23 protein-coding genes and 1 pseudogene are annotated in these 23,295 nt (G+C 34.5%); 8 read left to right on the plus strand and 16 right to left on the minus strand.

Annotation, left to right across the window (positions count from 1 at the left end):
- Positions 1–27: 27 nt before the first annotated feature.
- Positions 28–1,353 carry an ArsB/NhaD family transporter gene (locus tag ACU8YW_RS17000; protein WP_088064104.1) on the plus strand — a complete coding sequence of 442 codons (1,326 nt, stop codon included), beginning with the start codon at positions 28–30 and terminating at the stop codon, positions 1,351–1,353.
- Between the two features lie 116 nt (positions 1,354–1,469).
- On the opposite strand, the gene ACU8YW_RS17005 is transcribed toward ACU8YW_RS17000, so the two are convergent.
- From ACU8YW_RS17005 to ACU8YW_RS17025, 5 genes are all read right to left on the minus strand, one after another.
- Positions 1,470–1,697 (minus strand): coiled-coil domain-containing protein, encoded by a 228-nt coding sequence (locus ACU8YW_RS17005; RefSeq protein WP_001047525.1) that lies wholly within the window; start codon positions 1,695–1,697, stop codon positions 1,470–1,472.
- Between the two features lie 98 nt (positions 1,698–1,795).
- Positions 1,796–2,347 carry a GNAT family N-acetyltransferase gene (locus ACU8YW_RS17010; protein WP_088064105.1) on the minus strand — a complete coding sequence of 184 codons (552 nt, stop codon included), beginning with the start codon at positions 2,345–2,347 and terminating at the stop codon, positions 1,796–1,798.
- Between the two features lie 216 nt (positions 2,348–2,563).
- Entirely contained in the window at positions 2,564–3,472 is a 909-nt protein-coding gene (locus ACU8YW_RS17015; RefSeq protein ID WP_060487827.1) for an iron-hydroxamate ABC transporter substrate-binding protein, read from the minus strand.
- A 21-nt stretch (positions 3,473–3,493) separates the two neighbouring features.
- Complete coding sequence (locus ACU8YW_RS17020) at positions 3,494–4,510, minus strand: FecCD family ABC transporter permease (protein WP_106382885.1); 1,017 nt, start codon at positions 4,508–4,510, stop codon at positions 3,494–3,496.
- Positions 4,511–5,545, minus strand: coding sequence for a FecCD family ABC transporter permease (locus ACU8YW_RS17025; protein ID WP_048543839.1), 1,035 nt, complete (start codon positions 5,543–5,545; stop codon positions 4,511–4,513). It lies immediately after the preceding gene.
- A gap of 275 nt (positions 5,546–5,820) precedes the next feature.
- Here ACU8YW_RS17025 and ACU8YW_RS17030 point away from each other — a divergent pair, with 275 nt between their 5' ends.
- A complete protein-coding gene (locus tag ACU8YW_RS17030) occupies positions 5,821–6,585 on the plus strand; it encodes a DUF817 domain-containing protein (RefSeq protein ID WP_106382883.1) in 765 nt (254 codons plus the stop codon).
- Between the two features lie 84 nt (positions 6,586–6,669).
- Here ACU8YW_RS17030 and ACU8YW_RS17035 read toward each other — a convergent pair whose 3' ends face one another.
- Complete coding sequence (locus ACU8YW_RS17035) at positions 6,670–7,707, minus strand: DUF4003 domain-containing protein (RefSeq protein WP_106382882.1); 1,038 nt, start codon at positions 7,705–7,707, stop codon at positions 6,670–6,672.
- Positions 7,708–7,925: 218 nt separating this feature from the next.
- Complete coding sequence (locus ACU8YW_RS17040) at positions 7,926–8,402, minus strand: DinB family protein (RefSeq protein ID WP_446893979.1); 477 nt, start codon at positions 8,400–8,402, stop codon at positions 7,926–7,928.
- Between the two features lie 184 nt (positions 8,403–8,586).
- Here ACU8YW_RS17040 and ACU8YW_RS17045 point away from each other — a divergent pair, with 184 nt between their 5' ends.
- Both ACU8YW_RS17045 and ACU8YW_RS17050 read left to right on the plus strand, forming a co-directional pair.
- Entirely contained in the window at positions 8,587–9,075 is a 489-nt protein-coding gene (locus ACU8YW_RS17045; protein ID WP_060487832.1) for a DinB family protein, read from the plus strand.
- A gap of 204 nt (positions 9,076–9,279) precedes the next feature.
- A complete protein-coding gene (locus tag ACU8YW_RS17050; protein ID WP_060487833.1) occupies positions 9,280–9,816 on the plus strand; it encodes a GNAT family N-acetyltransferase in 537 nt (178 codons plus the stop codon).
- Between the two features lie 108 nt (positions 9,817–9,924).
- Here the strand turns inward: ACU8YW_RS17050 and ACU8YW_RS17055 are convergent, their stop codons facing one another.
- The 3 genes from ACU8YW_RS17055 to ACU8YW_RS17065 all read right to left on the minus strand — a co-directional run bounded on the left by ACU8YW_RS17055 (position 9,925) and on the right by ACU8YW_RS17065 (position 12,124).
- On the minus strand, positions 9,925–10,401 hold the full coding sequence (locus ACU8YW_RS17055; RefSeq protein ID WP_262719497.1) for a DUF2690 domain-containing protein: 477 nt from the start codon (positions 10,399–10,401) through the stop codon (positions 9,925–9,927).
- Between the two features lie 16 nt (positions 10,402–10,417).
- Positions 10,418–10,930, minus strand: a complete 513-nt coding sequence (locus tag ACU8YW_RS17060) for a DUF2690 domain-containing protein (protein WP_088064110.1) — start codon at positions 10,928–10,930, stop codon at positions 10,418–10,420.
- 300 nt (positions 10,931–11,230) lie between these two features.
- Positions 11,231–12,124, minus strand: coding sequence for a LysR family transcriptional regulator (locus tag ACU8YW_RS17065; RefSeq protein WP_088064111.1), 894 nt, complete (start codon positions 12,122–12,124; stop codon positions 11,231–11,233).
- A 123-nt stretch (positions 12,125–12,247) separates the two neighbouring features.
- Between ACU8YW_RS17065 and ACU8YW_RS17070 the strand changes: the two genes are divergently transcribed.
- Positions 12,248–13,213 (plus strand): quinone oxidoreductase family protein, encoded by a 966-nt coding sequence (locus tag ACU8YW_RS17070; RefSeq protein WP_097889784.1) that lies wholly within the window; start codon positions 12,248–12,250, stop codon positions 13,211–13,213.
- 111 nt (positions 13,214–13,324) lie between these two features.
- Here ACU8YW_RS17070 and ACU8YW_RS17075 read toward each other — a convergent pair whose 3' ends face one another.
- From ACU8YW_RS17075 to ACU8YW_RS17095, 5 genes are all read right to left on the minus strand, one after another.
- Positions 13,325–13,582: a hypothetical protein gene (locus tag ACU8YW_RS17075; RefSeq protein WP_097907080.1), complete on the minus strand. Its 258-nt coding sequence runs from the start codon at positions 13,580–13,582 to the stop codon at positions 13,325–13,327.
- Between the two features lie 322 nt (positions 13,583–13,904).
- Positions 13,905–14,615, minus strand: a complete 711-nt coding sequence (locus ACU8YW_RS17080) for a histidine phosphatase family protein (protein WP_097889783.1) — start codon at positions 14,613–14,615, stop codon at positions 13,905–13,907.
- 160 nt (positions 14,616–14,775) lie between these two features.
- The gene (locus ACU8YW_RS17085) at positions 14,776–15,300 is read right to left on the minus strand and encodes a GNAT family N-acetyltransferase (RefSeq protein WP_426934037.1); all 525 of its coding nucleotides are present in this window, start codon (positions 15,298–15,300) and stop codon (positions 14,776–14,778) included.
- Positions 15,301–15,306: 6 nt separating this feature from the next.
- A complete protein-coding gene (locus tag ACU8YW_RS17090) occupies positions 15,307–17,208 on the minus strand; it encodes an endonuclease MutS2 (RefSeq protein ID WP_088122755.1) in 1,902 nt (633 codons plus the stop codon).
- A gap of 454 nt (positions 17,209–17,662) precedes the next feature.
- Positions 17,663–18,382, minus strand: a complete 720-nt coding sequence (locus ACU8YW_RS17095) for a hypothetical protein (protein ID WP_106382877.1) — start codon at positions 18,380–18,382, stop codon at positions 17,663–17,665.
- A 235-nt stretch (positions 18,383–18,617) separates the two neighbouring features.
- On the opposite strand from ACU8YW_RS17095, the pseudogene ACU8YW_RS17100 reads away from it, so the two are divergent.
- Positions 18,618–18,704: pseudogene (locus tag ACU8YW_RS17100) on the plus strand (exosporium leader peptide); the annotation flags it as partial.
- A gap of 94 nt (positions 18,705–18,798) precedes the next feature.
- On the opposite strand, the gene amyS reads toward ACU8YW_RS17100, so the two are convergent.
- On the minus strand, positions 18,799–20,340 hold the full coding sequence (gene amyS / locus ACU8YW_RS17105) for an alpha-amylase (RefSeq protein WP_262719500.1): 1,542 nt from the start codon (positions 20,338–20,340) through the stop codon (positions 18,799–18,801).
- Between the two features lie 216 nt (positions 20,341–20,556).
- Between amyS and ACU8YW_RS17110 the strand changes: the two genes are divergently transcribed.
- Together ACU8YW_RS17110 and pepF are read left to right on the plus strand one after the other, a co-directional pair.
- Positions 20,557–21,348 (plus strand): arylamine N-acetyltransferase family protein, encoded by a 792-nt coding sequence (locus ACU8YW_RS17110; protein WP_149212392.1) that lies wholly within the window; start codon positions 20,557–20,559, stop codon positions 21,346–21,348.
- A 117-nt stretch (positions 21,349–21,465) separates the two neighbouring features.
- Positions 21,466–23,253, plus strand: coding sequence for an oligoendopeptidase F (gene pepF, locus ACU8YW_RS17115; protein ID WP_446893980.1), 1,788 nt, complete (start codon positions 21,466–21,468; stop codon positions 23,251–23,253).
- Positions 23,254–23,295: the final 42 nt, after the last annotated feature.

Below are 23,295 nucleotides of genomic sequence, written 5' to 3' on the forward strand. Positions count from 1 at the left end.
ATATATACTTTAAAGAAGGTGACATGATTGGAACAATCAGCACATGAAGTAGCAAATTGGCAATATTATTTTGCAATTGCCGTATTTTTAATCACGTACGGATTTATTATTTCTGAGAAATTGAATCGTGCTGTAATCGCACTATTCGGCGCTGCTATTATGATTATTTTTGGAGTTGTAGATTTACATACTGCTTTCACATCACATATTCAATGGGAAACGATTACCCTTTTAATTGGGATGATGATTCTCGTACATATTACGAGTCAATCAGGCGTATTTGAATTTGTGGCCATTAAAGCAGCGAAGGCAGCTGGTGGAAAACCAATCCGCATTTTATTATTACTATCCCTATTAACTGCTGTCGGTTCTGCCTTTTTGGACAACGTAACGACCGTTCTACTAATCGTTCCTGTTACACTGTCCATTACACGTATTTTAAAAGTAAACCCTGTTCCTTATTTGATTTCAGAAGTACTATTTTCAAATATAGGTGGAACAGCAACATTAATCGGTGACCCACCGAACATTATGATCGGATCAGCAAATAAGCATTTAGACTTTAATGCCTTTTTACTAAACTTAGCTCCAATCGTAATCATTATCTCTATCGTTACACTTGGTATTATTTACTTCATGTATCGCAACAAACTAAAAACAACACCTGAGCAAATTAAAATATTAATGGCATTGAACGAAAAAGATTATATTAAAGATCAAAGCCTCCTTTTAAAATCCATTTCAATTTTAGGACTAACTATTTTAGGCTTTGTACTTCATTCGATTATTCATGTAGACGCTGCGGTTATCGCGATGACAGGCGCTACACTTCTTATGCTAATTGGAGTAAAAGAACACGATATTGAAGATGTATTTGCCCACGTTGAATGGGTAACCATTTTCTTCTTCGCTGGACTATTCGTTCTCGTTGGCGGGTTAATTGATATCGGACTTATTTCTTCACTAGCAAAAGAAGTACTCGACGTAACAAATGGCGATATCGGTTTCGCTGCGATACTTATCTTGTGGGTATCAGGCATCGCATCTGCGACAATTGACAATATCCCCTTTGTCGCAACGATGATCCCGCTTATTCAAGACTTAGCTACAGGACTCGGATTATCTGTTGATTCTCCGCAAATTGAAGTACTCTGGTGGGCGTTATCACTTGGAGCTTGCTTAGGAGGAAACGGAACATTAATCGGAGCATCCGCAAACGTAGTCGTTGCTGGTATTGCAAAACGTGAAGGACATGCTTTCTCGTATATGGACTTCTTAAAAATTGGTTTACCGTTAACAATCATTGCGCTATTGTTATCACATGCTTACATATATTTACGTTATTTAATGTAAAAGTTGTATTGCATGCTTACATATATTTACGTTATTTAATGTAAAAGTTGTATTGCATGAAATTATATCGTCAAATAAAAAAGGTTTGCAGCACTATGCTTCAAACCTTTTTTTCATCACCAAAATATACCGATAATTGCTAAACCACCTAAAATCATACCACCAATTTGTCCAACGATTGTTGGTGATAGTTGAACACCCTTTCGCACTTCAACAACTGGTCTTTCGTGCCTTAGTTGCTGCACTTCACTTTGAAGTTGATGTACACTTCCGTGTAATTCTTTAATTAGTTCCTTCAATTCAGCGACCTCTTCATTTACTGGTTTACTTTTTTCTAAATTCATTTTTCATACTCCTTATAAATTCAATCAACACACTGTAAATTTTCGCCAATTATCATTATATCTCCTGCATACTACATATATAATTTCGAATGTACTTTCTAACCTTGCAGCTCCATCCATTCATCCCTTAATATCCCCATAATGATACGATCAAAACACTTCCCATCTCTTTGAACCGCTTCTCTCATACAACCTTCCATCTGAAACCCCATCTTTTTATACAACTCAATAGCAGCTTTGTTATAAGAAATAACATCAAGACCAACGCGGTGCAAATTCAATTCATAGAAAGCATATTTTAAGATAAGATGGATCGCTTCTCTTCCATATCCCTTCCCTCTATCATTTGCATCTCCTATACCAATGGCTAATAAACCCATTCTGTTATTCCACTCTATGCCATGAATTGCAACAAAACCAATTAAGCGATCATCTTGAACTGTCCTTACCATAAAAGAAACACTATTCGATCTTCGTCCCTTTAATAGCCCATCACTCGCTATTTCATGTAACGATTGCGGAAATGCTATATCTGTATCGACGTTTCTTAAATACTCACTATCTTCTTGCCATTTAGCCATTACTTCAGCGTCGTTTTCTCTCATAACTGATAATTTAATCGTTTTATTTTGAAAAAGATTCATTGTCATTTCAAACTCCCACTTTTTTAATAACGGGGATACTTATTTTAGCCTATTTATCCCCTTATTCTATAAACTGCTTTATACACGGGATACTTACAATAAGCGCTGACATTGGCACATCTCCTCTACATTAAATTACATTCATTGTATAATTTTTCATTTATTCTAACAATAATAAAAGACCCTCAAAATTTAGAGGATCTTCCTAACGACGAATCGATATTATTTCGTAAACATTTTCTCTGCTTCATCCATTGCCATCTTGTTACCTAAAGCAGAATAGTCAAGCCATGGTTGGTCATTAATAATGTATACGTGCTTTCCTTTAACAGCTTTTAAGTCTTTCCAAATTGGTGTTTCTTGAAGTTGTTTAAATGCAGCTTTTGCCTTATCGTCTCTATTTACAACAACGAAAATAGCATCTGCATCAAAGTCAGGTAATACTTCTTGTGAAATGACTTCGAAAGGACGATTTCCATCAATTTTCTCTACACCATTTGCAGGTTGTAATCCTAAGTCTTGGAATAAAATTGGTCCCATCGGTCTTTTCGTACTAAATACACGTAATTCTTTTGCAGTAACACGAATTGCCATTACTTTTTCGTTATTACCTAATTCTTTATCTATTAAACTTTTTACTCGTTTTGATTGCTCTTCGTAATCTTGAATATATGTATCCGCTTCTTTCTCACGGTTTACAAGTTTACCAACCTGTTTTAACTGATCTCTCCACGTACCTTCATCTAAATTGAAAGAATGTGTTTTTGCAATTTTTTCGTATTTCGCTAAATCTTTGCCCGCGTATTTTTCATCCACATAAATGTCAGTTGGCTTCAATTGAAGTAATGCTTCCATATTCGGATCCGTTACAACACCAAGTTTCTTCGTATCTTTCAACTGCTCTTTTGCATGCGGTAAGAAATCTTTTAAATCTCCACCAATAACGGAGCCTACAGGTGTAATTCCTAATGCCAGTAAATTATTCGTTAAATGAATGGACATAGAAGCGATTTTCGGCTCATTACTTTTTTCCGTTTTTTTCGTTGCCTCTTCATTAGATTTCGTTTGACCACATGCTGCTAATACTAAAATACACATCATGCTAAATAAAATAGTAAGTTTCTTTTTCATATGTTCTCCTCTTTGAAGTATTTATTTTGTTTTTGTAAGTAAATAAAGAAAATACGGTGCTCCTAAAGCTGCCACTACTACACCAGCTGGAATAGAATTTGGCTCGAATATAGAACGACCTATCGTATCTGCTAGTACTAAAACAATCATTCCGATAATGCCAGCTAGTGGAAGGAAATGTTGATACGTAGTACCTACTAACTTTCTTGCAATATGCGGAGCAACTAAACCGATAAAACCAATCCCTCCTGCCATCGATACACTCGCGCAAGATAATCCAACCGCTGTAGCTAAAAGGAGTAACCGTTCTTTTTGAACAGAAACACCAAGTCCTGCTGCCACACTATCACCTAGTGACAATGCATTTAACGTTTTAGATTTTAGCCATGCATACGGGGTTAGTATGAAAATCCAAGGTAATAATGCAAGGACATGAATCCAATCCCTTCCCCACACGTTACCAACTAACCATCTAGAAGCGAATGTATATGTCTCATCATTTAACTTGAGAGAGAAAAATAACGAAATTGCACTAAATCCAGCTGAAACAGCAATACCAACGAGAATAAGTCTAATAGGAAGTAAACCTTTTGATCGATCACTCGCAAGTATAATAATTAAAAATGCAGCTAGTATTCCCCCACCAAATGTAAATAACGGTATTAAAATCGATGCATTCTCATTAATAGAATGAAAGAAAGTAACAAATATAATTAGCCCGAAAGATGCACCTGCATGTAATCCTAAAATACCAGGGTCTGCAAGTGCATTACGTGATAACCCTTGCAAAATCGCACCGGAAATCCCAAGGCCAATACCAGCTAACATTGTAATAATAATTCTTGGCATACGATAATCGTATAGCACTGTTGCGCTCTCAAAATCACCATAACCGAAAAGTGTTTGAATTACTTTAAGTGGCGCTAGGCTCAGTGTCCCTGTATTTAAACTAATTAAAATGACAGCGATACTAATACAACCAAAAATTGTAGTTACAGTAATAGCTCTCTTTTTATCTGTGTTCAAAAGATCCTTCACTTATAGCTCCCTCCCAACTTTACGTGCTATATAGAGGAAGAACGGAACTCCAACAAGAGCTACCATAATTCCTATCGCGAGTTCTTTAGGAGGGTTTACTGTTCTTGCCCCTAAGTCAGCTAAAACTAATAACATAGCTCCTAATAACGCTGACATAGGAATAATGAGTCGATAATTCACACCAACTAATTTTCTAGCAATATGCGGAATAACGAGTCCTACAAATCCGATAGAACCAACAGCTGAAACAGATACACCTGCAAGAATGACTACTATAATCATCCCTAGTATTCTCGTTCGGTTCGTTTTTACTCCTAAATTCGTAGCGACGTCATCCCCCATTGATATGAGTGAAATAGATCGCCCTATCACTATCGCAAAAAGAACCGTTATAAGAATAATCGGAACTAAAAACTTCAAATGTTCCCACTTAACCCCTGCAACACCACCAGCGTACCAAAACGCTAAATCTTGACTTAAGTCATAATAAATCGCGATACCTGAACTCAACGAATGCAATAGCGCGGCCATAACTGCCCCTGCAATCGTTAACCTCATTGGTGTTAATCCACCTGATGTTGCTGATCCGATAATAAAAATGAGTACTGTACTTAAAACCGCTCCAATAAAGGAAACAATCATTAAATAGGAATACGGCATATGCGGGAAAAAGGCAAAACTAAGTGCTACTACAAACATCGCACCTGCATTTATACCAAGCACACCTGCATCAGCTAAAGGATTTCGTGTTACCCCTTGCATTACAGCACCAGCGACTGCAAAAGCTGCTCCTACAACTGCTGCGCCAATTACCCTTGGGAGCCTTAATTCATAAATAATTTGGTGCTGCGTTAATTTCGGATTATAATCAAAAACCGCTGCCCATACGGTTTGCAAATGGATATCCTTTGCACCGAATGCAATAGCTAAAAATATAGATCCGATTAAACATAAAATTGTTAAGCTCATGAAACATATGAACTTAATATGTATCCAGCGATTATTGCCAGCATGTACAGCAAACTTATGTAACATGTTTCATTTCATCCTTTATATGCAGTTGTTTTTTATAATTATTTTTAATTTATAATCATTACTGATAATAATTATCATTTTCATTTAGATATTATATCCCCACTTTTTTTAAATAGCAAACTATTTTTTTACTTCGTTAAATATTAAAATACTTATTACAATTCCTTTCTAAAACTTACAAATACATGAAAAATAAACTACTGGCTTATTTTTTAAATTGTAGTATACTTAGTCATTATTTTGAGTTTTCCAACAAAAACATTGAAGGTGACACAATGTTCTATATAAAACAACTACTACACTTCACTTACGAGCAAGCATTATCTTGTTTATTCCCAGTCGTTATTTTCTTAACGCTAGCCCTATCAAAAATCATTTCTATCCCAGGGTTATACCGCTACGATTTCATACTCATCGTATGTCTTCTTATGCAGTGGATCATGTACAAGACTGGACTTGAGACGAAAGATGAATTAAAAGTAATTACTGTCTTCCACCTCATCGGCCTTCTACTAGAAATATATAAAGTACATTTCGGTTCATGGAGTTATCCGGAAGAGGCATATTCAAAAGTTTTTGGAGTTCCGCTTTACAGTGGCTTTATGTATGCAAGTGTTGCCAGTTACATATGCCAGGCGTGGAGAAGATTACATTTGCAAATGCATCATTGGCCAAAAGCTATTTTTGCAATACCTCTAGGAGCAATGATTTACTTTAATTTTTTTACACATCATTTTCTATATGACTTTAGATGGGTATTAACTGTACTTTTATTCATCGTTTTCTTTCGGACATTTGTAGAATTTTCATTACGAGGCGTTACATATAAAATACCACTCGTTCTCTCCTTTTTCCTTATTGGTTTCTTTATTTGGATTGCAGAGAACATCGCAACATTTTTCGGAGCATGGCAATATCCAAATCAACGGGAAGCATGGAATCTCGTTCACTTAAGTAAAATTAGCTCGTGGTTTTTACTCGTTGTTATTAGCATTATAATTGTTACACAACTCAAACATTTGAAGGAGTCAAAAAGATAATGCTGATTATGTAAAAAATAGTTAGCCCATCACTCATTAGAGAGTGATGGGCTTTTTTACCTTCCTTATTAAAGGAGTTACACATTATGAGCTACTACTAGCAGAAGATGTTGCTGCAGATGAAGCAGCAATCGTTGCCATCATAGCTGCCTGTTGTGCCTGTATGAGGACTTCTATCATTGTTTGTAAACCTGTGTTGGTAGTTTTACTTTCCTCACCTTTCTGACTTACGAACAGTTGAATAGCAATAAGAATATTCGCATCTGTATGCCAACGGAATAATTTCTCCCCCTGCAATTTTTCAATCAATGCTTTAATAGAATGAATCTCTTTTTCTCCATCCTCAAGTAACGCTAGTAGCCCTATGGCTGGGTAATGCATCTGTTTCACTTTTACCTTTTCTTTTTTTAACGAATTCCATATGTTTGTACATGTTGCAACTAACATTTCTTCACGAACATCCTTCTTTAGTGAGAGGATATGACTTAAAAACTGAAGATCATTCCCTTTACGCAAACCAGCTTTCGCTAGTTTCTGATACAGACGTTCTACACGGTCCATAAGTGTTTCTACATTCTCTGATTGTCCTGCTAGTAAAACTGCAAGTGGATAATCATTTGTACTTGTAAGAAAAAGGTGATCCTCTTTCATACGTTTATATACTTGCATCGAACGCTGAATGTGCATGCTAGGCTGTTCATTTTCTTCTGTTAAAAGCACGGCTGCTGCGAGATAAGTAAATATACTTCGGCTAAAACCACCAGCAACCAATTGTTCATATAAATCTAAAAACTTCTGAAAAGCTTTCTTATAATCTGTAAAGTGAATATCTAAAGTTGCGGCCACCACAAAGCGATGATAAGACTTCAAGTATGAAAACATCCCTACCTGATTCTTAATATAACTACTAATTTCTAAAAAACGTCCAAGATCAAACAATTTATCACTACCTGCATACATAGCTGCAATCATCATTCCTGTTCGAGAATCACTCGTTTTCCATTTTAGCTCTCCCTTTAATTGTCCATATGTATGTGTGTATTGCTCCAACTTTTGTTCTAATGTAATCATAGTATTCACCCCTACTTCTATTTCTTCTCTATTATTATACTTATATTTCATACGGCTTTTGCAACCTTAATTCTGTATTTCCTTCAATATTTTTCTATTATGTAAAACAAATATAATAACTATACCTACTTTATCAGTATCACGATGGCAAGCGTTCATAATTCTTTAAGCTCAACGACAAAAAGGATAGATAATAAATTATCTATCCTTTTTGTCGTTATATTATTTCACAATACAGGTGTAATTTCGTTTTTTACATGCAATTACAACTAAAGAGCCTTAATAATACGTTCCATCGCCTTTATTTGTCCAATATGATCAGCTTCATGATAAAGCATCATACCGTAAAGCTCCCCTACTGTTTCCAATCCTAGGAATGGCTCTGGCAGTTTATTTTCAAATGCTTCTGCTGGAATTTCGTTAATACGTTTTGCTTGTTCTTTTAATTGAGCCGTTAACACTTCTAACGATGGTCCTTCTGTTTTCCATTTAGACGGTCTTGATCCATACCCAAACATACCTGGATATTCAGTTGGTAATTGTTTGAATTCTTTTCCAAACATGAAAACTTCTGCTGCCGTTAACACATGACCGATATGCCAGCGAATTGTATTGTTAAAACCTTCTGGCTGCGTATCCACAGTTTTATCGTCTAGCGTCTCCATAAATTTAAGCAATTCCCCACGCGTTATTTCAAATTGTTTTAAGCCAACTAGTCTATTCATTTGATCGTTCCCCTTCTTCATGTACCATTTATTATGAACTAAGAATGTTCAACACATTAAAGTTTTACCTTGTTTAATCTATCAGAAACGATTAAGAAAAACATCTAATATGCTTAGTCAAAATATTTAAAAGGTTCACCCCTAATAAATATAGAATTACTTACTACAAAGTTAGTTTAGTAAATAATAGAGGAGTGTCAATTACATGTTACATGTTTTAAAACAACAATATAATCTTATTAGCTCTACAAGAGAAACTCTATTTTCGTTTTTGGAAGAAATCCCACTAGAAAAATTACATAGTACTGTTCCAAATTTCGGGAGCGGTAGCATTATAAAGACGCATATTCATGTAGCCGATTGCTATCGATACTGGCTTGGATCATTCGCATTCAAGCAAAAGCGAGCAGATTTTTCATTTGCTAGTGATTATGAAATTGAGCATGCAGATATCGCAAAAGTCCGTGCTAGATTTAAGTTAGTAGACGAGACTGTACAACGTTTTTTAGATGAATACAATGACCGCTGGCTCGAAAATATAGCAAATGAAGTAAAATGGCAAAAAGAACCTTGGAGTACAACTCCGCTATGGCTTTTAACTCATACAGAGACACATGAGTTTCATCATAAAGGACAAATTGTATCAATGGCTCGTCACCTTGGATACAATCCTCCTGATACAGACCTTAGTTAATTCGATTATAAAAAAACTTGTTGATATATTTTGTTGTGTATAAAACTTTTATCATTTGTTTTAGGTATACCATATCATTATAAAATTCATGTAACATAAAATTAAGACTCATACTTTTCAAACAATACAAAAAACAAAACTCTTCTTCCATGTAGATCGAAAATATTTATATACTCTATCATCAACCTTAAGGAGAAATTTATAATGAGATTAGAGAGTGAAAGAATTTATTTAAGGCCTCTTTGTCAGCTAGATGCGCCTATTATATTAGAAAGTACAATGGATGATGAAATAAGATATATGACTGGAACCAAGTCTACTTTTTCATTGGAGCAAATTAAGACACACATAGATCATATAAATAATGATTCAAGTCGCTATGATTTCGCTATTTGTTTAAAAAGCACTGACGAAATGATTGGAGAGTTGTCGATTTTAGATATCGATGAGGAGAACAAAAGAGCAGGGTTCCGAATATCATTGCTTTCAATAGCGTTAACAGGACAAGGATATGGAACTGAAGCTATTAAAATCGTTTTAAGATTTGTTTTTGAACAACTCATATTAAATCGTTTACAGTTAGAAGTATTTAGTCATAATTTACGCGGGATTAGAGCTTATGCAAAGGTTGGTTTTGTAAAAGAAGGAACCCTACGTCAATCTTTATTTTATAACGATACATACTCGGATGAAATTATTATGGCAATACTTGAAAGTGATTATAAAGATATGTCATTGTAAATAACTGTTCTTAAACTATTAACAACTTGAAAGAACCTTACCACAATAAAATGCAGTAAGGCTCTTTCATTTTTATATCAAATAACAACTCTTAACTCATGTGTTATATTAATACCAAATTGTCTCCGCATAATTATATGCATCACTATTCGGAATGGCATGTTTCCCTTGCGCTTGTGCCTTCCTTGGATCTAAATCATATACCATTGGCGTATAGCATGATGTTTGCCCTTTATTCACAACACCATTTCCTCCAGCACTCCCGCAAGTGTATGCCTTTCCATCTGTTTTTCTAACAATCCTTGCATCAGCTTCGTTATTATATACTGCTGCACGAGTTACTGTAACTTTTGCCCATGCTGTCTTACACGTTGTGCTAAATTTTAATTCCACATAAGAATTGGAATCAATCCACTTCTTTTCTTTCGTTACTGCTGATTGATCACAACTATTGTAATACGGACTTTTCCCATCATACGAATGATCTTCTGCATATGCTTTATCATTATTCGTCGTACTAAACACACTAGTTAAAACGAGAAAAGATAGGTAAAAACATGCGCTCAGCTTTTTTAAAAGTTTCATAGCACTCCACTCCTTTTTAATAGCGTCCAGTTTTCCCGTAACCGTTATTAATTGTAACGGCTTCAGCATCAGCTGTATAACCAAAATCCGCAGTTAAATCAAATACCATTCCTGTATACGTACTCGTTTGACCTGTTTTAATTGCTCCATTACCATTATTAGAATCTACTGATTTTTGGAATACACCGTTTTTATATTTATTAATAACAGCGTAAGCATATATCCCTCCAGAAACGGAAGGTGCTGGTTGATCTAAAACAAGCTTAGACCATGCTGCGTGACATTTATTACTGTAACGTAAATACACTGTCCCTACTTTTTTACTACCCTCATACACCGCTGTAGACTTTGCATTAAATCCATCTGCATCACATGTTGTACTGCCTCCGTATACTTTTGTTGTAGCCGGATTTTTTCCGTCATAGTAACTACTTAAATCAGTAGCTGCAAATGTACTTCCTTGAAAACTAAATAATACACCTATACTTGCCACACTTAATACACATACTTTCATTAACTTTTTAAACATTGTAAATCTCCTCCTTCAAAATAAGTACGTATCATAAAGACAATCTATCCCCTATGTAAGCCCTCCTTTCATGCTTCCTAGAGGCATCTTACAGAAACGAATAAACGTTGTAAATTCCCTTATAGTTATTGGAATATACGAAGAAATTTACTTATCCGTCTAAGAAAAAAAGTTGAGAAATACACATTTTATTGCATCCCTATTTAAAACATAAAAGAACCGATACTTATTTCACTCAAGCATCGGTTCTTTATACAAAATTGTCATTTTTTCTTTTATATAAATCAAATATTTCTCCACTTAATCCGTCGTAAAAAACTCCCTCGTCACATCAATAAATTGCTGCAGCGGCGCTGTCATCCATTTATCTTTATGCCAAGCAATTTGTGTATAAATCGCTGAGATTGCATTTTCTACATGTAACTCTTTTATCGTCCCTTCTCTTATATCTTTTTCTACTACTATCGCTGGTAAAACGGCTATTCCTAAATCTGCAATAACACATTGTTTAATTGCCTCTACACTAACGAACTCAATCTTATTTGCTGGATACACCTCTTCTGTACGAAATAGCTCTTCAAATAAAGTTCGATACGAGCAACCAAGCTCCGTTAGTAAAAGTGTCTCACTTTCTAAATCTTTTGTAGTAATGAAACGTTGTTCAAGTAAACGATGCCCTGAAGCAGCTACTATTTTTAATTCTTCTTTCATAAGCGGCTCCACATGTAAAGCATCTTCTGTTTTACATTCGTCCAAAATAAATGCAAGATCGACTTTCCCTTCCATCAATTGTTCCTTCGCATCTTTATTGGAATGCGCAGGTTTAAATATAAGCTTTATTTGAGGAAATTGTGCTTTAAACCTCTTTAATATAGATGGGAGCCTATATGTACATTGACTCTCTTGCGCTCCGATTATTAACGTACCTGCTATTTCCTCATCATCTTTCACAGCCATTTTCGCTTCGTTGCTGAGTGCAATCATCTTGTCCGCATATAGTTGAAACTTCCTACCTGCTTCAGTTAAAAAAAGACGTTTTCCTAATCTTTCAAATAACGGCGTACCTAGCTCAGCTTCTAACGTTTTAATTTGCGCCGTTACGCTCGATTGAGCAAAGTTTAATTTCTTCGCAGTTTGTGTAAAGTTCAAACTATCTGCCGCCACTTTAAATGTAATTAATTGTTTTATCTCCATTTATCGTCCCTCTTTTAAATCGATATTTCCGATTGATTTCATCGAAATAATCCTCTTTGTCTATCGATATTTGTATTGTATGATAAAGAGCATCGACAAACAATAAAAATGGAGGTATTCCATATGAAAGTACTTTGTTTCGAACAATTTGGAAGTCCGGATGTACTACAATATAAAGAAATACATGATCCAATCATAAATCCAAATGAAATTCTTGTCCGTACGAAAGCAATCGGATTAAATTTCGCCGATATTTATAGACGCCGCGGTGATTATCATCTCGCTGGCAATCCGCCTTATATATTAGGTTATGAAGGCGCTGGTATTGTTGAAAAAGTAGGAGCTGACGTTACTAATATTAATCCTGGAGATCGTATTTCATTTGCTGACGTTCCATTTGCAAATGCAGAACTAGTTGCCGTTCCATCGGAGAAAGCAATTAACCTTCCAGATTCTATCTCTTTTGAAACAGCCGCTTCTGTCTTATTGCAAGGTCTAACGGCACATTATTTAACGAAAGATAGCTATCAAATAAAACAAGGTGATATAGCTTTAGTACACGCTGCAGCTGGTGGTGTTGGGCAACTACTTATTCAAATCATTAAACTACTAGGCGGAAAAGTGATCGGCCTAACGTCATCAAAAGGAAAAGCACAGATAGCTACATTAGCTGGTGCTGATCACGTATTTTTATATACTGAAGCATGGCCTGCGAAAGTACTTGAAACAACAAACGGTGATGGAGTAAATGTTGTATATGAATCAGTAGGTTCTACATTAGAGGAAAGTTTTAGCGCAACTAAAACTGGTGGTACTGTCGTATTTTACGGAATGGCCGGTGGTAATCCTGCGCCCGTTGATCCGCGTATGCTTATGGATACTTCAAAAACTTTAACTGGCGGAGATCTTTGGAATGTACTTACTACGTATGAAGAACGTAAAAAGCGATCTACTCAATTATTTGATTGGATCGCTACTGGCAAATTAAACATTACGAGCCCTACTACATTCCCCTTACAAGATGGTGCCCGTGCTCATGAATTATTAGAGAGCAGAAAAAGTACAGGGAAGATTTTATTAATCCCATAATCGTTCCAATAAAAAAGGAAGCTAGAATGTATTTCTTTGCTTCCTTTTTAAATGTCATTTATGTTCAATTTCGCTTCTTTTCAATAACCCTGTTATTTATATTTTTTCTGTCTAGGCTTCTCTTTCTAGGCCCCTCATTTTTAAGTTTATATAATAAACGAATCTAAATATTAAAGGAAAGAACAAACCTCCTGATATCAACGATCCAATAAATACAGTATCAATAAAAGAAAAAACCCCAAATAATAGCATTCCAAAAAAATAAAATACAACTGCACTCCAATAAATAAAACGTGGAAACTTAGTTTGGAACGAATCACCTTTTTCACACGGTTTTCCAAATAACAAATGAACGAATTTAATCAACATAATCACTTCTCCATATAATTGTTAATATTCTTTTCTTCTTATAACTGAACATACATCACATACCATGTACCACCCATATTCACACATTCCTTACTTTGTTTTATTTCTCGTATACTTACTTTACATTCCGAGATGAAATGTAAGGCTAGACTAATGTCCCTCCAATACACTGCAAACTAATTTGTTGTTCCTACTCTCTAATTATACCATTACAATAATTTTCACAGTTTGTTTTTAACAGAATATTCCGTTTAAAAATTAATGAATGATATACTGAAAAATAAAAAGGAAGCTAGATTTCTCTATCTTCCTTTTCTTATTTTTATATTTCCACACTTTCTTTCCCTTTTGCAACATAGCTCATATCTCCAACCGACTCGACTGTGTATGTTCCGTCTTGATATACAATCTTCGTCACACTAGCATTTTCCACTCCAAGTTTTGTTTTACTACTGTCTAACATTTCGATTAATGTAGTAATCAAAAGCCCATGAACAACAACTAAAACGTTACCGCCACCATTTGCAGCAGATTCTTCACTAATTTTATCAATCTCTTCTTTTATACGAGTAGAAAATAGTTCCCAATCTTCCGCCTGTTTCGTAGGGTCTGCTGCTCTAATAAGATTAATCACTTCTTGAATAGAAAACTTCATAAGTTCTTCTGGTGATGCAACACCTGCAGCTTTTCCAACTACATCCCACATATTTTCAAGTTTTTCACCTTCAAAAATACCAAAATTTAATTCTCGTAATTTTTTTCTTTTCTCAAGTTTTAACTTTGATTGCTCACTATATTTTAATACTAAATTAGCAGTTTCAATCGCTCGTCCACTATCACTACTATATGCACTCATAAAATGAACATCTTTTAATCCCGTTCCTAAATTAGAGGCAACTTCCACCCCTTTCTCTACTAATGGAGAGTCTGCCCAACCTTGCGCGCGATGATTCGTATTTAATATTGTTTTACCGTGTCTTGTAACATATAACGTAACTACATTCTCATTGCTATCTGTATCTCGATTCTTCATTCTTTTCTCTCCCTTTACATTTCTATATCAATTTTACCATCTTAATTATTCATTGAGCAAAATATACGTAAGTGAATTTGCTCAATAAAAAAAGCTATCTTTCTGTATATCTCTACAAAAAGATAGCATCTTTTATGATTACATTTCTTAACTGATATTCCTACTCAGCAAAAGCACTCGAATACTGTACAATTCCTTCTACACCTTGCAGAGCGTTCTCACTTAACTCCATCACCATAAATACTTCATCTGGCACTTCAAATGGTGCTTTTATATTCCACTCCCTTGCTTTCTTAAAGCCAAATTTCGGATAGTATTCTGAGTGTCCTAATACTACAACTGACCCGTATCCAAGTTCTTTCGCTTTTTCTAACGCAGCTCCAATAAGTTTTCCACCAATTCCTTTTTTCTGATAGCCCCTAGCAACTGAAACCGGTGCAAGTGCTAATGATTCTACAGAAGTTGCACCTTGTTCTATCTTTATTTTTGATAACAGAATGTGCCCAACAATTTCTTCATTTACCGCAACGATTGATAATTCAGGAATAAACGCGTCACATTTTCTAATACGACTCACAAGTTCACGTTCTGTTTTATCACTGAATTCTTCTTTTAAAAATGCTTGTTGTACAACTTCTTCTGTTTTTTTATAATCACTTTGTTGTTCTTGTCTAATCGTTACCATTTTAACTTATTCTCTATTCTTTCTTATTTCTTTTTGGATTTTACGAAGCGCTTTTTTCGATCCACGCTCAATATCATGTTGCATTTTTCTTTCTTTATAATCGACAAATAGTGTATTTAAATCGTATCCCTCTGGGTATAATTCTTTTGCTGCTACCTCTAACGTAATACGTTTTACATTCACTTCAACGAATTCACCGTTATAATATACAACGACGTTATAGAAATTATCTATTTCCTTATAGATGATACCAAAATCATCATAATCTAATACATTTACACGATCGCCGATTTTGTACTCGTAATGATTTTCTCTTTTTTCTTGCACAAATTTCGGTTTTCTAATTTTGCTTTCATTCAGTTTTTCAAAACGATATTCTTTATTTTCCATGTACTCTTTCGCTCTTTTCAGTACATGTTCTCTTACGTTCATTTTATTTGCAATCCAAAGTGCATTACTTTCACCTGATTTTCCGATTACTAATTTATAAAGTGGTTCTAGTGTCTCACTATTAAATTGCATCGCTGCATTCATAAAATCATCATGCATTTCTGAGAATCGTTTAATTTCACCATAATGAGTACTCGCAACTGTAATACATCCCGCAAGATAAAACTCCTCTAAAATAGAAATTGCAAGTGCTGCCCCTTCATTCGGTTCAGTCCCGCTTCCTATCTCATCAAATAATAGTAGCGTATTATTATTTGACATCCTCATAATTTCAGATAGATTTTTCATATGAGATGAAAATGTACTTAGTGCATTTTCAATACTTTGATTATCACCAATATCTACAAATACATTTTCGAAAATAGCAATTTCTGTTTCTTTATCTCCAGCGATGTGCAGGCCTGACATTGTCGCTAATGTTAGTAGTCCAATTGTTTTTAATACAATTGTCTTCCCGCCCGCATTCGGTCCTGTAATAATTAAACTACGGTAACTTTGACCGATTTCAAAGTGTAACGGTACTACTTTTCCACTTAAAAGCGGATGCTTACAATTCACTAAATGAATGTAGCCATGATCATTTAACTTCGGCTCTATTCCATCGATCGATTTACTAAACTTCGCTTTCGCAAATACCATATCATATTGACTAATCAATTCCATGTTAATTTTTATATGATAAATATTTTCTACTACCATGCCTGATAAAGTCGCTAAAATTTGATACTCTTCCATCGCTTCTTCTGCTTTCAAACTTGTGAGTTCCACGTTTAACTTTGTAACCGTATGCGGTTCTACAAATACAGTAGAACCTTTAGCGGACGCTTCAACTATACTTCCCGCAACTTGATTTTTATAAGAAGATTTAATTGGAATCGTATACCTATCATCCTTCTTACTAATAAAGAACTCTTGAATATACTTCTTATTTGCACTACTATTTAAAAACTTCGTTAAGCGCTCTTTTATTTTTCCGTCTACCGAATCAATGTTATTGCGAATTCGTTTTAATTCCTTACTCGCAGCTGCATCAATACTATTACCTTTAATGGAAAAGTTGATTTCCTCTTCAATACTTTTATATTCAGTCATTGAATTCGCATAAGAAGCTAATACTGGCGCAAAAAATTCTTTATCTAACATAAATTTTTTAATCTTTCTACAGCCGCGTAAAAAGTCAGAAACACTTACTAACTCTTCAGGATCTAAAATCATCCCTTTTTCTAATTTTTGAATTGTACTAGCAATATTTGAAATGCCAAAGAAAGGAACATGCCCCTCTGCATCTACTATAGCTCGTGCTTCTGTCGTTTCATTCAAACGATTCCTCACTACTTTTATACTCGTACTCGGCTCTAATTTATTTAATAATTCTTTACCTAACCCACTTACACAATAAGATTTCACTATATCCTTCAATTCATTATATTGTAACTTTTCAAAAGTCATCGTATTCATTTTGTTTCTCCTCACTATGATTGATTTTTATCATAAATGAAGATACCTACTCATTAGATTCCAATGAGTTCTACATGATTCATTTACCATTTTTATACATTAAAAAAATATACAAAAAAGCTGCGGGGATACCGCAGCTTTTACATTTACAAGGCATGTGTAATAACATATGAGGAAATAAGCCATAAAAAACGGATGGCACTCCCCTTATTACACGCTTTATAAAGTATTGTAGGTATCTTCATAGGTATCGAAATAAATCCATGACCAAATTAGGGGTATGATATACATAAAAATCCCCTGGTCTTATCCGATTTATTTCATTAAATTTTTCCTATTTAGTACCTACCGCACTCACAAAAAAGCACCTCTCATTAATTTATATTATAGTCATTGAAATCTAATTTACTGAAATCATCATACTATATGTTTTGTGAGAAGTAAAGGTGTCAGACTATTCCCTTGCAGATTGTAAAGCTTTCATATAATCAACCTTTTTCTCAAGGGTCTTTTTCGCATCTTCAGCCGTTACTATATAATCTATCGCAATATGTAGTAATACATCCTTATTATCATTTGGCAACTGAATTGTTATATCATCCACACTACTCTTACTATCTTCAATCGTTTTATTAAATTCCTGAATACTTCTCGCAACCTCCGCTAATGTCTCCATATGCGCACGGTTGTTTACATCTAAAAAGATATTACTTTTGAAAACCGCAGTAACATAATGCTTCGGATGTTGCTTCGCTACTTTTTTCTCTTCATTCTTACCGAAAACAGCGTCCCCTGTTTGCATTTTCTCGAAAGTAAGTATAGTATTAGTCCCTTTTTCTTCATAATATGTATTGAATCTTTCTCGTAAATCATTCGCTTCTTTTTTTATTTTATAGTTATCATTATTTACCTTTGGAGAGGTTCGTCCATCGAACCCTATTTGAAATTGTAAATATGGTTCATCTACTTGCTGTACATAAGCTGTCCGTTTGTTTGGGCCTAAAAAATCCTTACCTTGTTCGGGTATTTCAATTCGATCTAGTTTCACAGAAATACCATGCTCCAATTTTGTATAACTTTGTGCTTTTTGTTCAATTTCTTTATCCGATATATCACATGATGTTAATAGGAATAAACTAAACATTATGCTATATTTCATTATTGTTCTTTTCATATTGCCTCTCCTTTTGCTACTACTACCTATATAGAAATGTCCTTATCGATTTTAAATTACGATTTATATAAAGAACTTCTTTCAATAGTCACAAGTGTAAAAACACCCATTTATTATCACTTTACACTTATTGTGTAATTTTACACTATGTTCATTTTACCGTAAAGCAAATATAATATCTATTAAAATCACGTTAAAAACATACTAATATTTAGTTCTATAGCAATCACAGTAAGGAGATATTCTTCGAGTACGAATAAGAGAAGCCACAGGTGACATTATTTATTCCAACGCATCTCTTGTTGTCTCAAAAGTCGACTAGTTCATTTATTAAAATAAAGATTTAGGAATGATAATAATATAAAAAGAAGAGGAAAACTTATATTTCAGTCTACCTCTTCTTTTCTATTAACAATTCACTGCTGAACATATATGGAAACTGATCCTCCACTTACATGGAACTGCCCCCATCCATCCTTATTAATTGTTACAGTATTTGTTTGATTACCCGTCATATCGTGCCATACTTCCCCTGCATTATTCTTTCCAACATCCATCCACTTTGATCCTCCCGTTCCATCAGAGATTAATGTCGCTAAACCAGAATTAGCATGTACACTATCACCTTCTCTTGTCCATCCAATCACATCTGGATGGTCTAAATAATCACGCTGCGTACCATATGCAAAGTTTTTTCGTGCCGTCAAAATCGGATCAATTTTATCTTTTAATGCTGGAATTTCATAACTACTATTTCCGTTTGTCCCATAGTAATCACCATAGAAAACTGAAGGATAGCCCTCTGCACGAGTTAAAATAAATGCATATGCCAACGGTTTAAACCACGGACTTACTACAGATTCTAATGACTGTCCAGGCTGAGAATCATGATTCTCAACGAGAGTAACTGCAAGTGCAGGGTGATTTTGCATTACTGTTCCATTTAAAATATTTCTCATATCATAATTCCCATTTCCTTTTGAAGCATAATGAAAATTGTAATGCAGTGGTGCATCAAATACAGATTGATTATAATTGACCTTCGCTAAATAATTATTTAAAGTTCGAATATCATTTTGCCAATATTCAGCTACTGTAAACATTTCTTTCCCCGTTTGCTGTCTGACATGATTTACCCAATCGCGTAAATATTCATGATCAATATGTTTAACAGCATCTAAACGAAAGCCATCTAAATTTAATTCATTCGCATACCACTTTCCCCAATTTTTCATCTCATTCGCAACATCTGGATGATCAAAATCAAGATCTGCATACATCAAATAATCATAATTTCCATTCTCGCTAGACACTTCCCAGTCCCATGCTTTACCTATCCCCCTAAATTTATAAATTCGATTTAATTTCCTTCCTTCATCCCAATCCGTTCCGTCAAAATGATACCATTTCCATTTGAAATTAGAATAAGCATCTCCACGCCCTGGAAAGTTAAACCCTGTCCATGCATTAATTTCATAATCACCTGATACTTCAATATTTCGATTGTTACGGTCTACCTCAACAGCTGTTACAGTTTCAGTATAATCCGCTCCACCTTTGTGATTCATAACTACATCACCATATACATCAATGTTTTGCTTATGTAAAGCTTCAATTGCAGATTTCAGCTGTGCTTTTGTCCCATATTTCGTCCGCACCGTTCCTTTTTGATTGAATTCTCCCAAATCATATAAATCATACGCTCCATATCCTACGTCATTTTGCGTAGTTCCTTTATATGCAGGCGGTATCCAGACAGATGTAATTCCTTTCTGAGCTAAATTTCCAGCATCCGAACGCAAACGATTCCAATGATTCCCATCATTCGGAGCATACCACTCAAAATACTGCATTAACGTTCCATTGTTAACCGTATCTGCATAAACTTTACTCCCCCCATATATACTAGGTAAATACAAAACAACCGACAAGCTGACTACTGTTATTCTTTTCAACATATTTACATCATCCCCTTTCAAGAAAACGTTTGCATAGTTTATCGAAATTATTATAATATTCGTTCTACAATTAGTAAAGTAGCAATCTCTCACTCTCCCACATTATTTTTTAGTCTAACTTCACATATTCAACAAATACTTCAAAGTAGTTTTCATTTCACATCTTATTCAAGATTGTTTACAATTTATCTATAAAAGCATGACGGAGGGATTTCTATGACCGACTTTCAAAAACAATTTTTCGCACGATTACATATAGAAGAAAAACAAAAAGTTTCATTTGAAGATTTACCTAACATTATGTACGCGATGGCACAAACTGTCCCTTTTGAAAACTTAAATATACTCGAAAACAACTTTACAGAAATATCAAAAGAAAATCTAAAAGAAAAAATTTTAGTAAACAACCGTGGCGGTCTTTGTTATGAACTCAATCCTACTATGTACTACTTCCTTAAAGACGCTGGATTTGATGTTCATCTCGTTTCAGGAACAGTGTACAATGCTGCAAATTCTATATGGGCTGTTGATTCTGGACACATCGCAACTGTTTTAGCACATCATAATGAACTTTATTTAATTGAAGTAGGATTCGGATCATACTTACCTCTTACACCTATTCCTTTCTCAGGTGAAGTCATTCACTCCATTACAGGAGATTATCGTATTCGTAAAGAAATGACTGAAAAGGGAAATTACATGTTAGAGATGCGTAAAAACAATGAGTTTTTGGATCAATCTTCTGCTGATGATTGGACGTTAGGCTATGCATTTTATATAGAAGAAGTGGATGAAGAAAAAGCAAATGCAGCACAAGAAATTATCGTTGAACATGAGGGCTCACCATTTAATAAAGTACCTCTTATTGTAAAACTAACTGAAGATGGGCATGCATCTTTAACAAAGGATAGTCTCACAATAGCGAAAAACGGTAAAAAAACGAAAAAAAATGTTACAAATGCGCAATATAAAAATCTTTTACATTCAAAATTCGGAATTACATTATAATTTTTTAAGCCTTGCCATTTTAGCAAGGCTTTTCATTTTCCAGCAGGGATTTTTTGCAATTTGTTGTATTTCATAGTTATATAGGAATATAACTACATATTTAGAAAGGAAATGATTATGACAGAACTTAAAGATCGACTACAAGTAGATGATAAAGAGAAATGGGATTTAACGGATATTTATCATACAATTGAAGATTGGGAAAGCGATTTTCATAAAATTGAAGTATTAACGAAAGAATTACATGAGTTTAATGGACATATTCACGATGGCAATAGTTTATTAGCCTATTTAACAAAGAGCGAAGAAATTTCTAGCATAATATCTTTAATGTTCGCTTATGCACGATTACAATCTGATCTTGATACGCGCGATACTGACGCTCAATCTCTTGTCGATAAAGTATCACAATTACACGTGAAAGTAAGTGCGGCTAAATCTTTCTTTTCCCCATTCTTACTTAGCGTAGATGAAAACACATTACATTCTTACATAGAAGAAGCAGAAGGTTTACAATATTATAAAGAAGACTTATTTGAATTATACCGTTATAAAAAACACGTATTGAATAAAGACCAAGAAGAGATTTTATCACAAATGGGTGAAGCACTTTCCTCCCCGCAGCATACATACGGCATGTTAAATAATGCAGATATACTATTTGGTGAAGTGACTACTGATGAGGGAGAAAAAGTTACTTTAACGCGCGGAATGTATGCAAAGTTAATAGAAGATGAAAATCGCGAGAAACGTAAAGAAGCCTATAAAGCTTATTACAAACCATACGTTCAATTAAAAAATTCTATCGCTTCTACTTTATCTGCTGCTATTAAAAATAATGTTACTGTTTCAAAGCTAAGAAACTATCCATCTGCTTTAGAAAAATCATTATTTGGCGACATGGTTCCGAAAGAAGTATATGAAAATTTAATTGATACGACGAAAAAAAACATTCAATCACTACATACTTATAATGAACTTCGAAAAGAAAAATTACATGTAGATGAACTACGCCAGTATGACTTGAGCGTTGATTTAGTAGCGGGTGTAAAACAAGACATTCCATATGACAAAGCGTTTGACATCATGATCGAATCACTAGCTCCATTAGGTGAAGAATATATTGAAACATTAAAAAGCTTTAAAGATAAACGTTATATTGACGTGAGAGAAACGCCAGGAAAACGTTCCGGCGCTTATAATTTTGGTGTATACGGTGTTCATCCTTTCATTCTTTTAAATCATCACGATGATTTAAATAGCCTTTTCACTCTCACTCATGAATGTGGACACGGTATGCATACGCACTACTCACACGGATACCAACCAAGAATTTCTGCACACTATACTATTTTTGTTGCAGAAGTCGCTTCTACAGTAAATGAAGTGCTATTAATTCATCATTTATTAAAAGAAGCAAAAGATGCTAATGTACGTAACCATTTAGTAAATCATTTCATCGACAAATTTAAAGGCACTTTCTTTACACAAATTATGTTCGCTGAGTTTGAAAAAATCACACATGAAATGGCGCAGCAAGGTAAACCATTAAATGCCCAAGTCTTTAGCGAAGTTTATGAAAACTTGTTTAGAGCGTATAATGGCGACTCCCTCGTATTTGACGAAGAAGTAAAATACGGCTGGGCTAGAATACCGCATTTCTATCGTCCATTTTACGTGTACAAATACGCAACTTGTTTTGCTTCTGCAATCCAAATTGCTGATAAGTTATTGAGCGGCGATCCAAATACTCAAAAACATTATATTGAATTCCTTAAAGGCGGAAGTTCTGACTATCCATTAAACTTACTGAAGAAAGCTGGAGTTGATTTAACTACGCCAGAACCGATTGAAAGTGCACTAAATCGTTTTAGCTCACTTGTTGAAGAGTTTTCAGCATTATAAAAAGCATGCAGAGTATATACTCTGCATGCTTTTTTCATTTCG

It is taken from the genome of Bacillus pretiosus, from assembly GCF_052947655.1.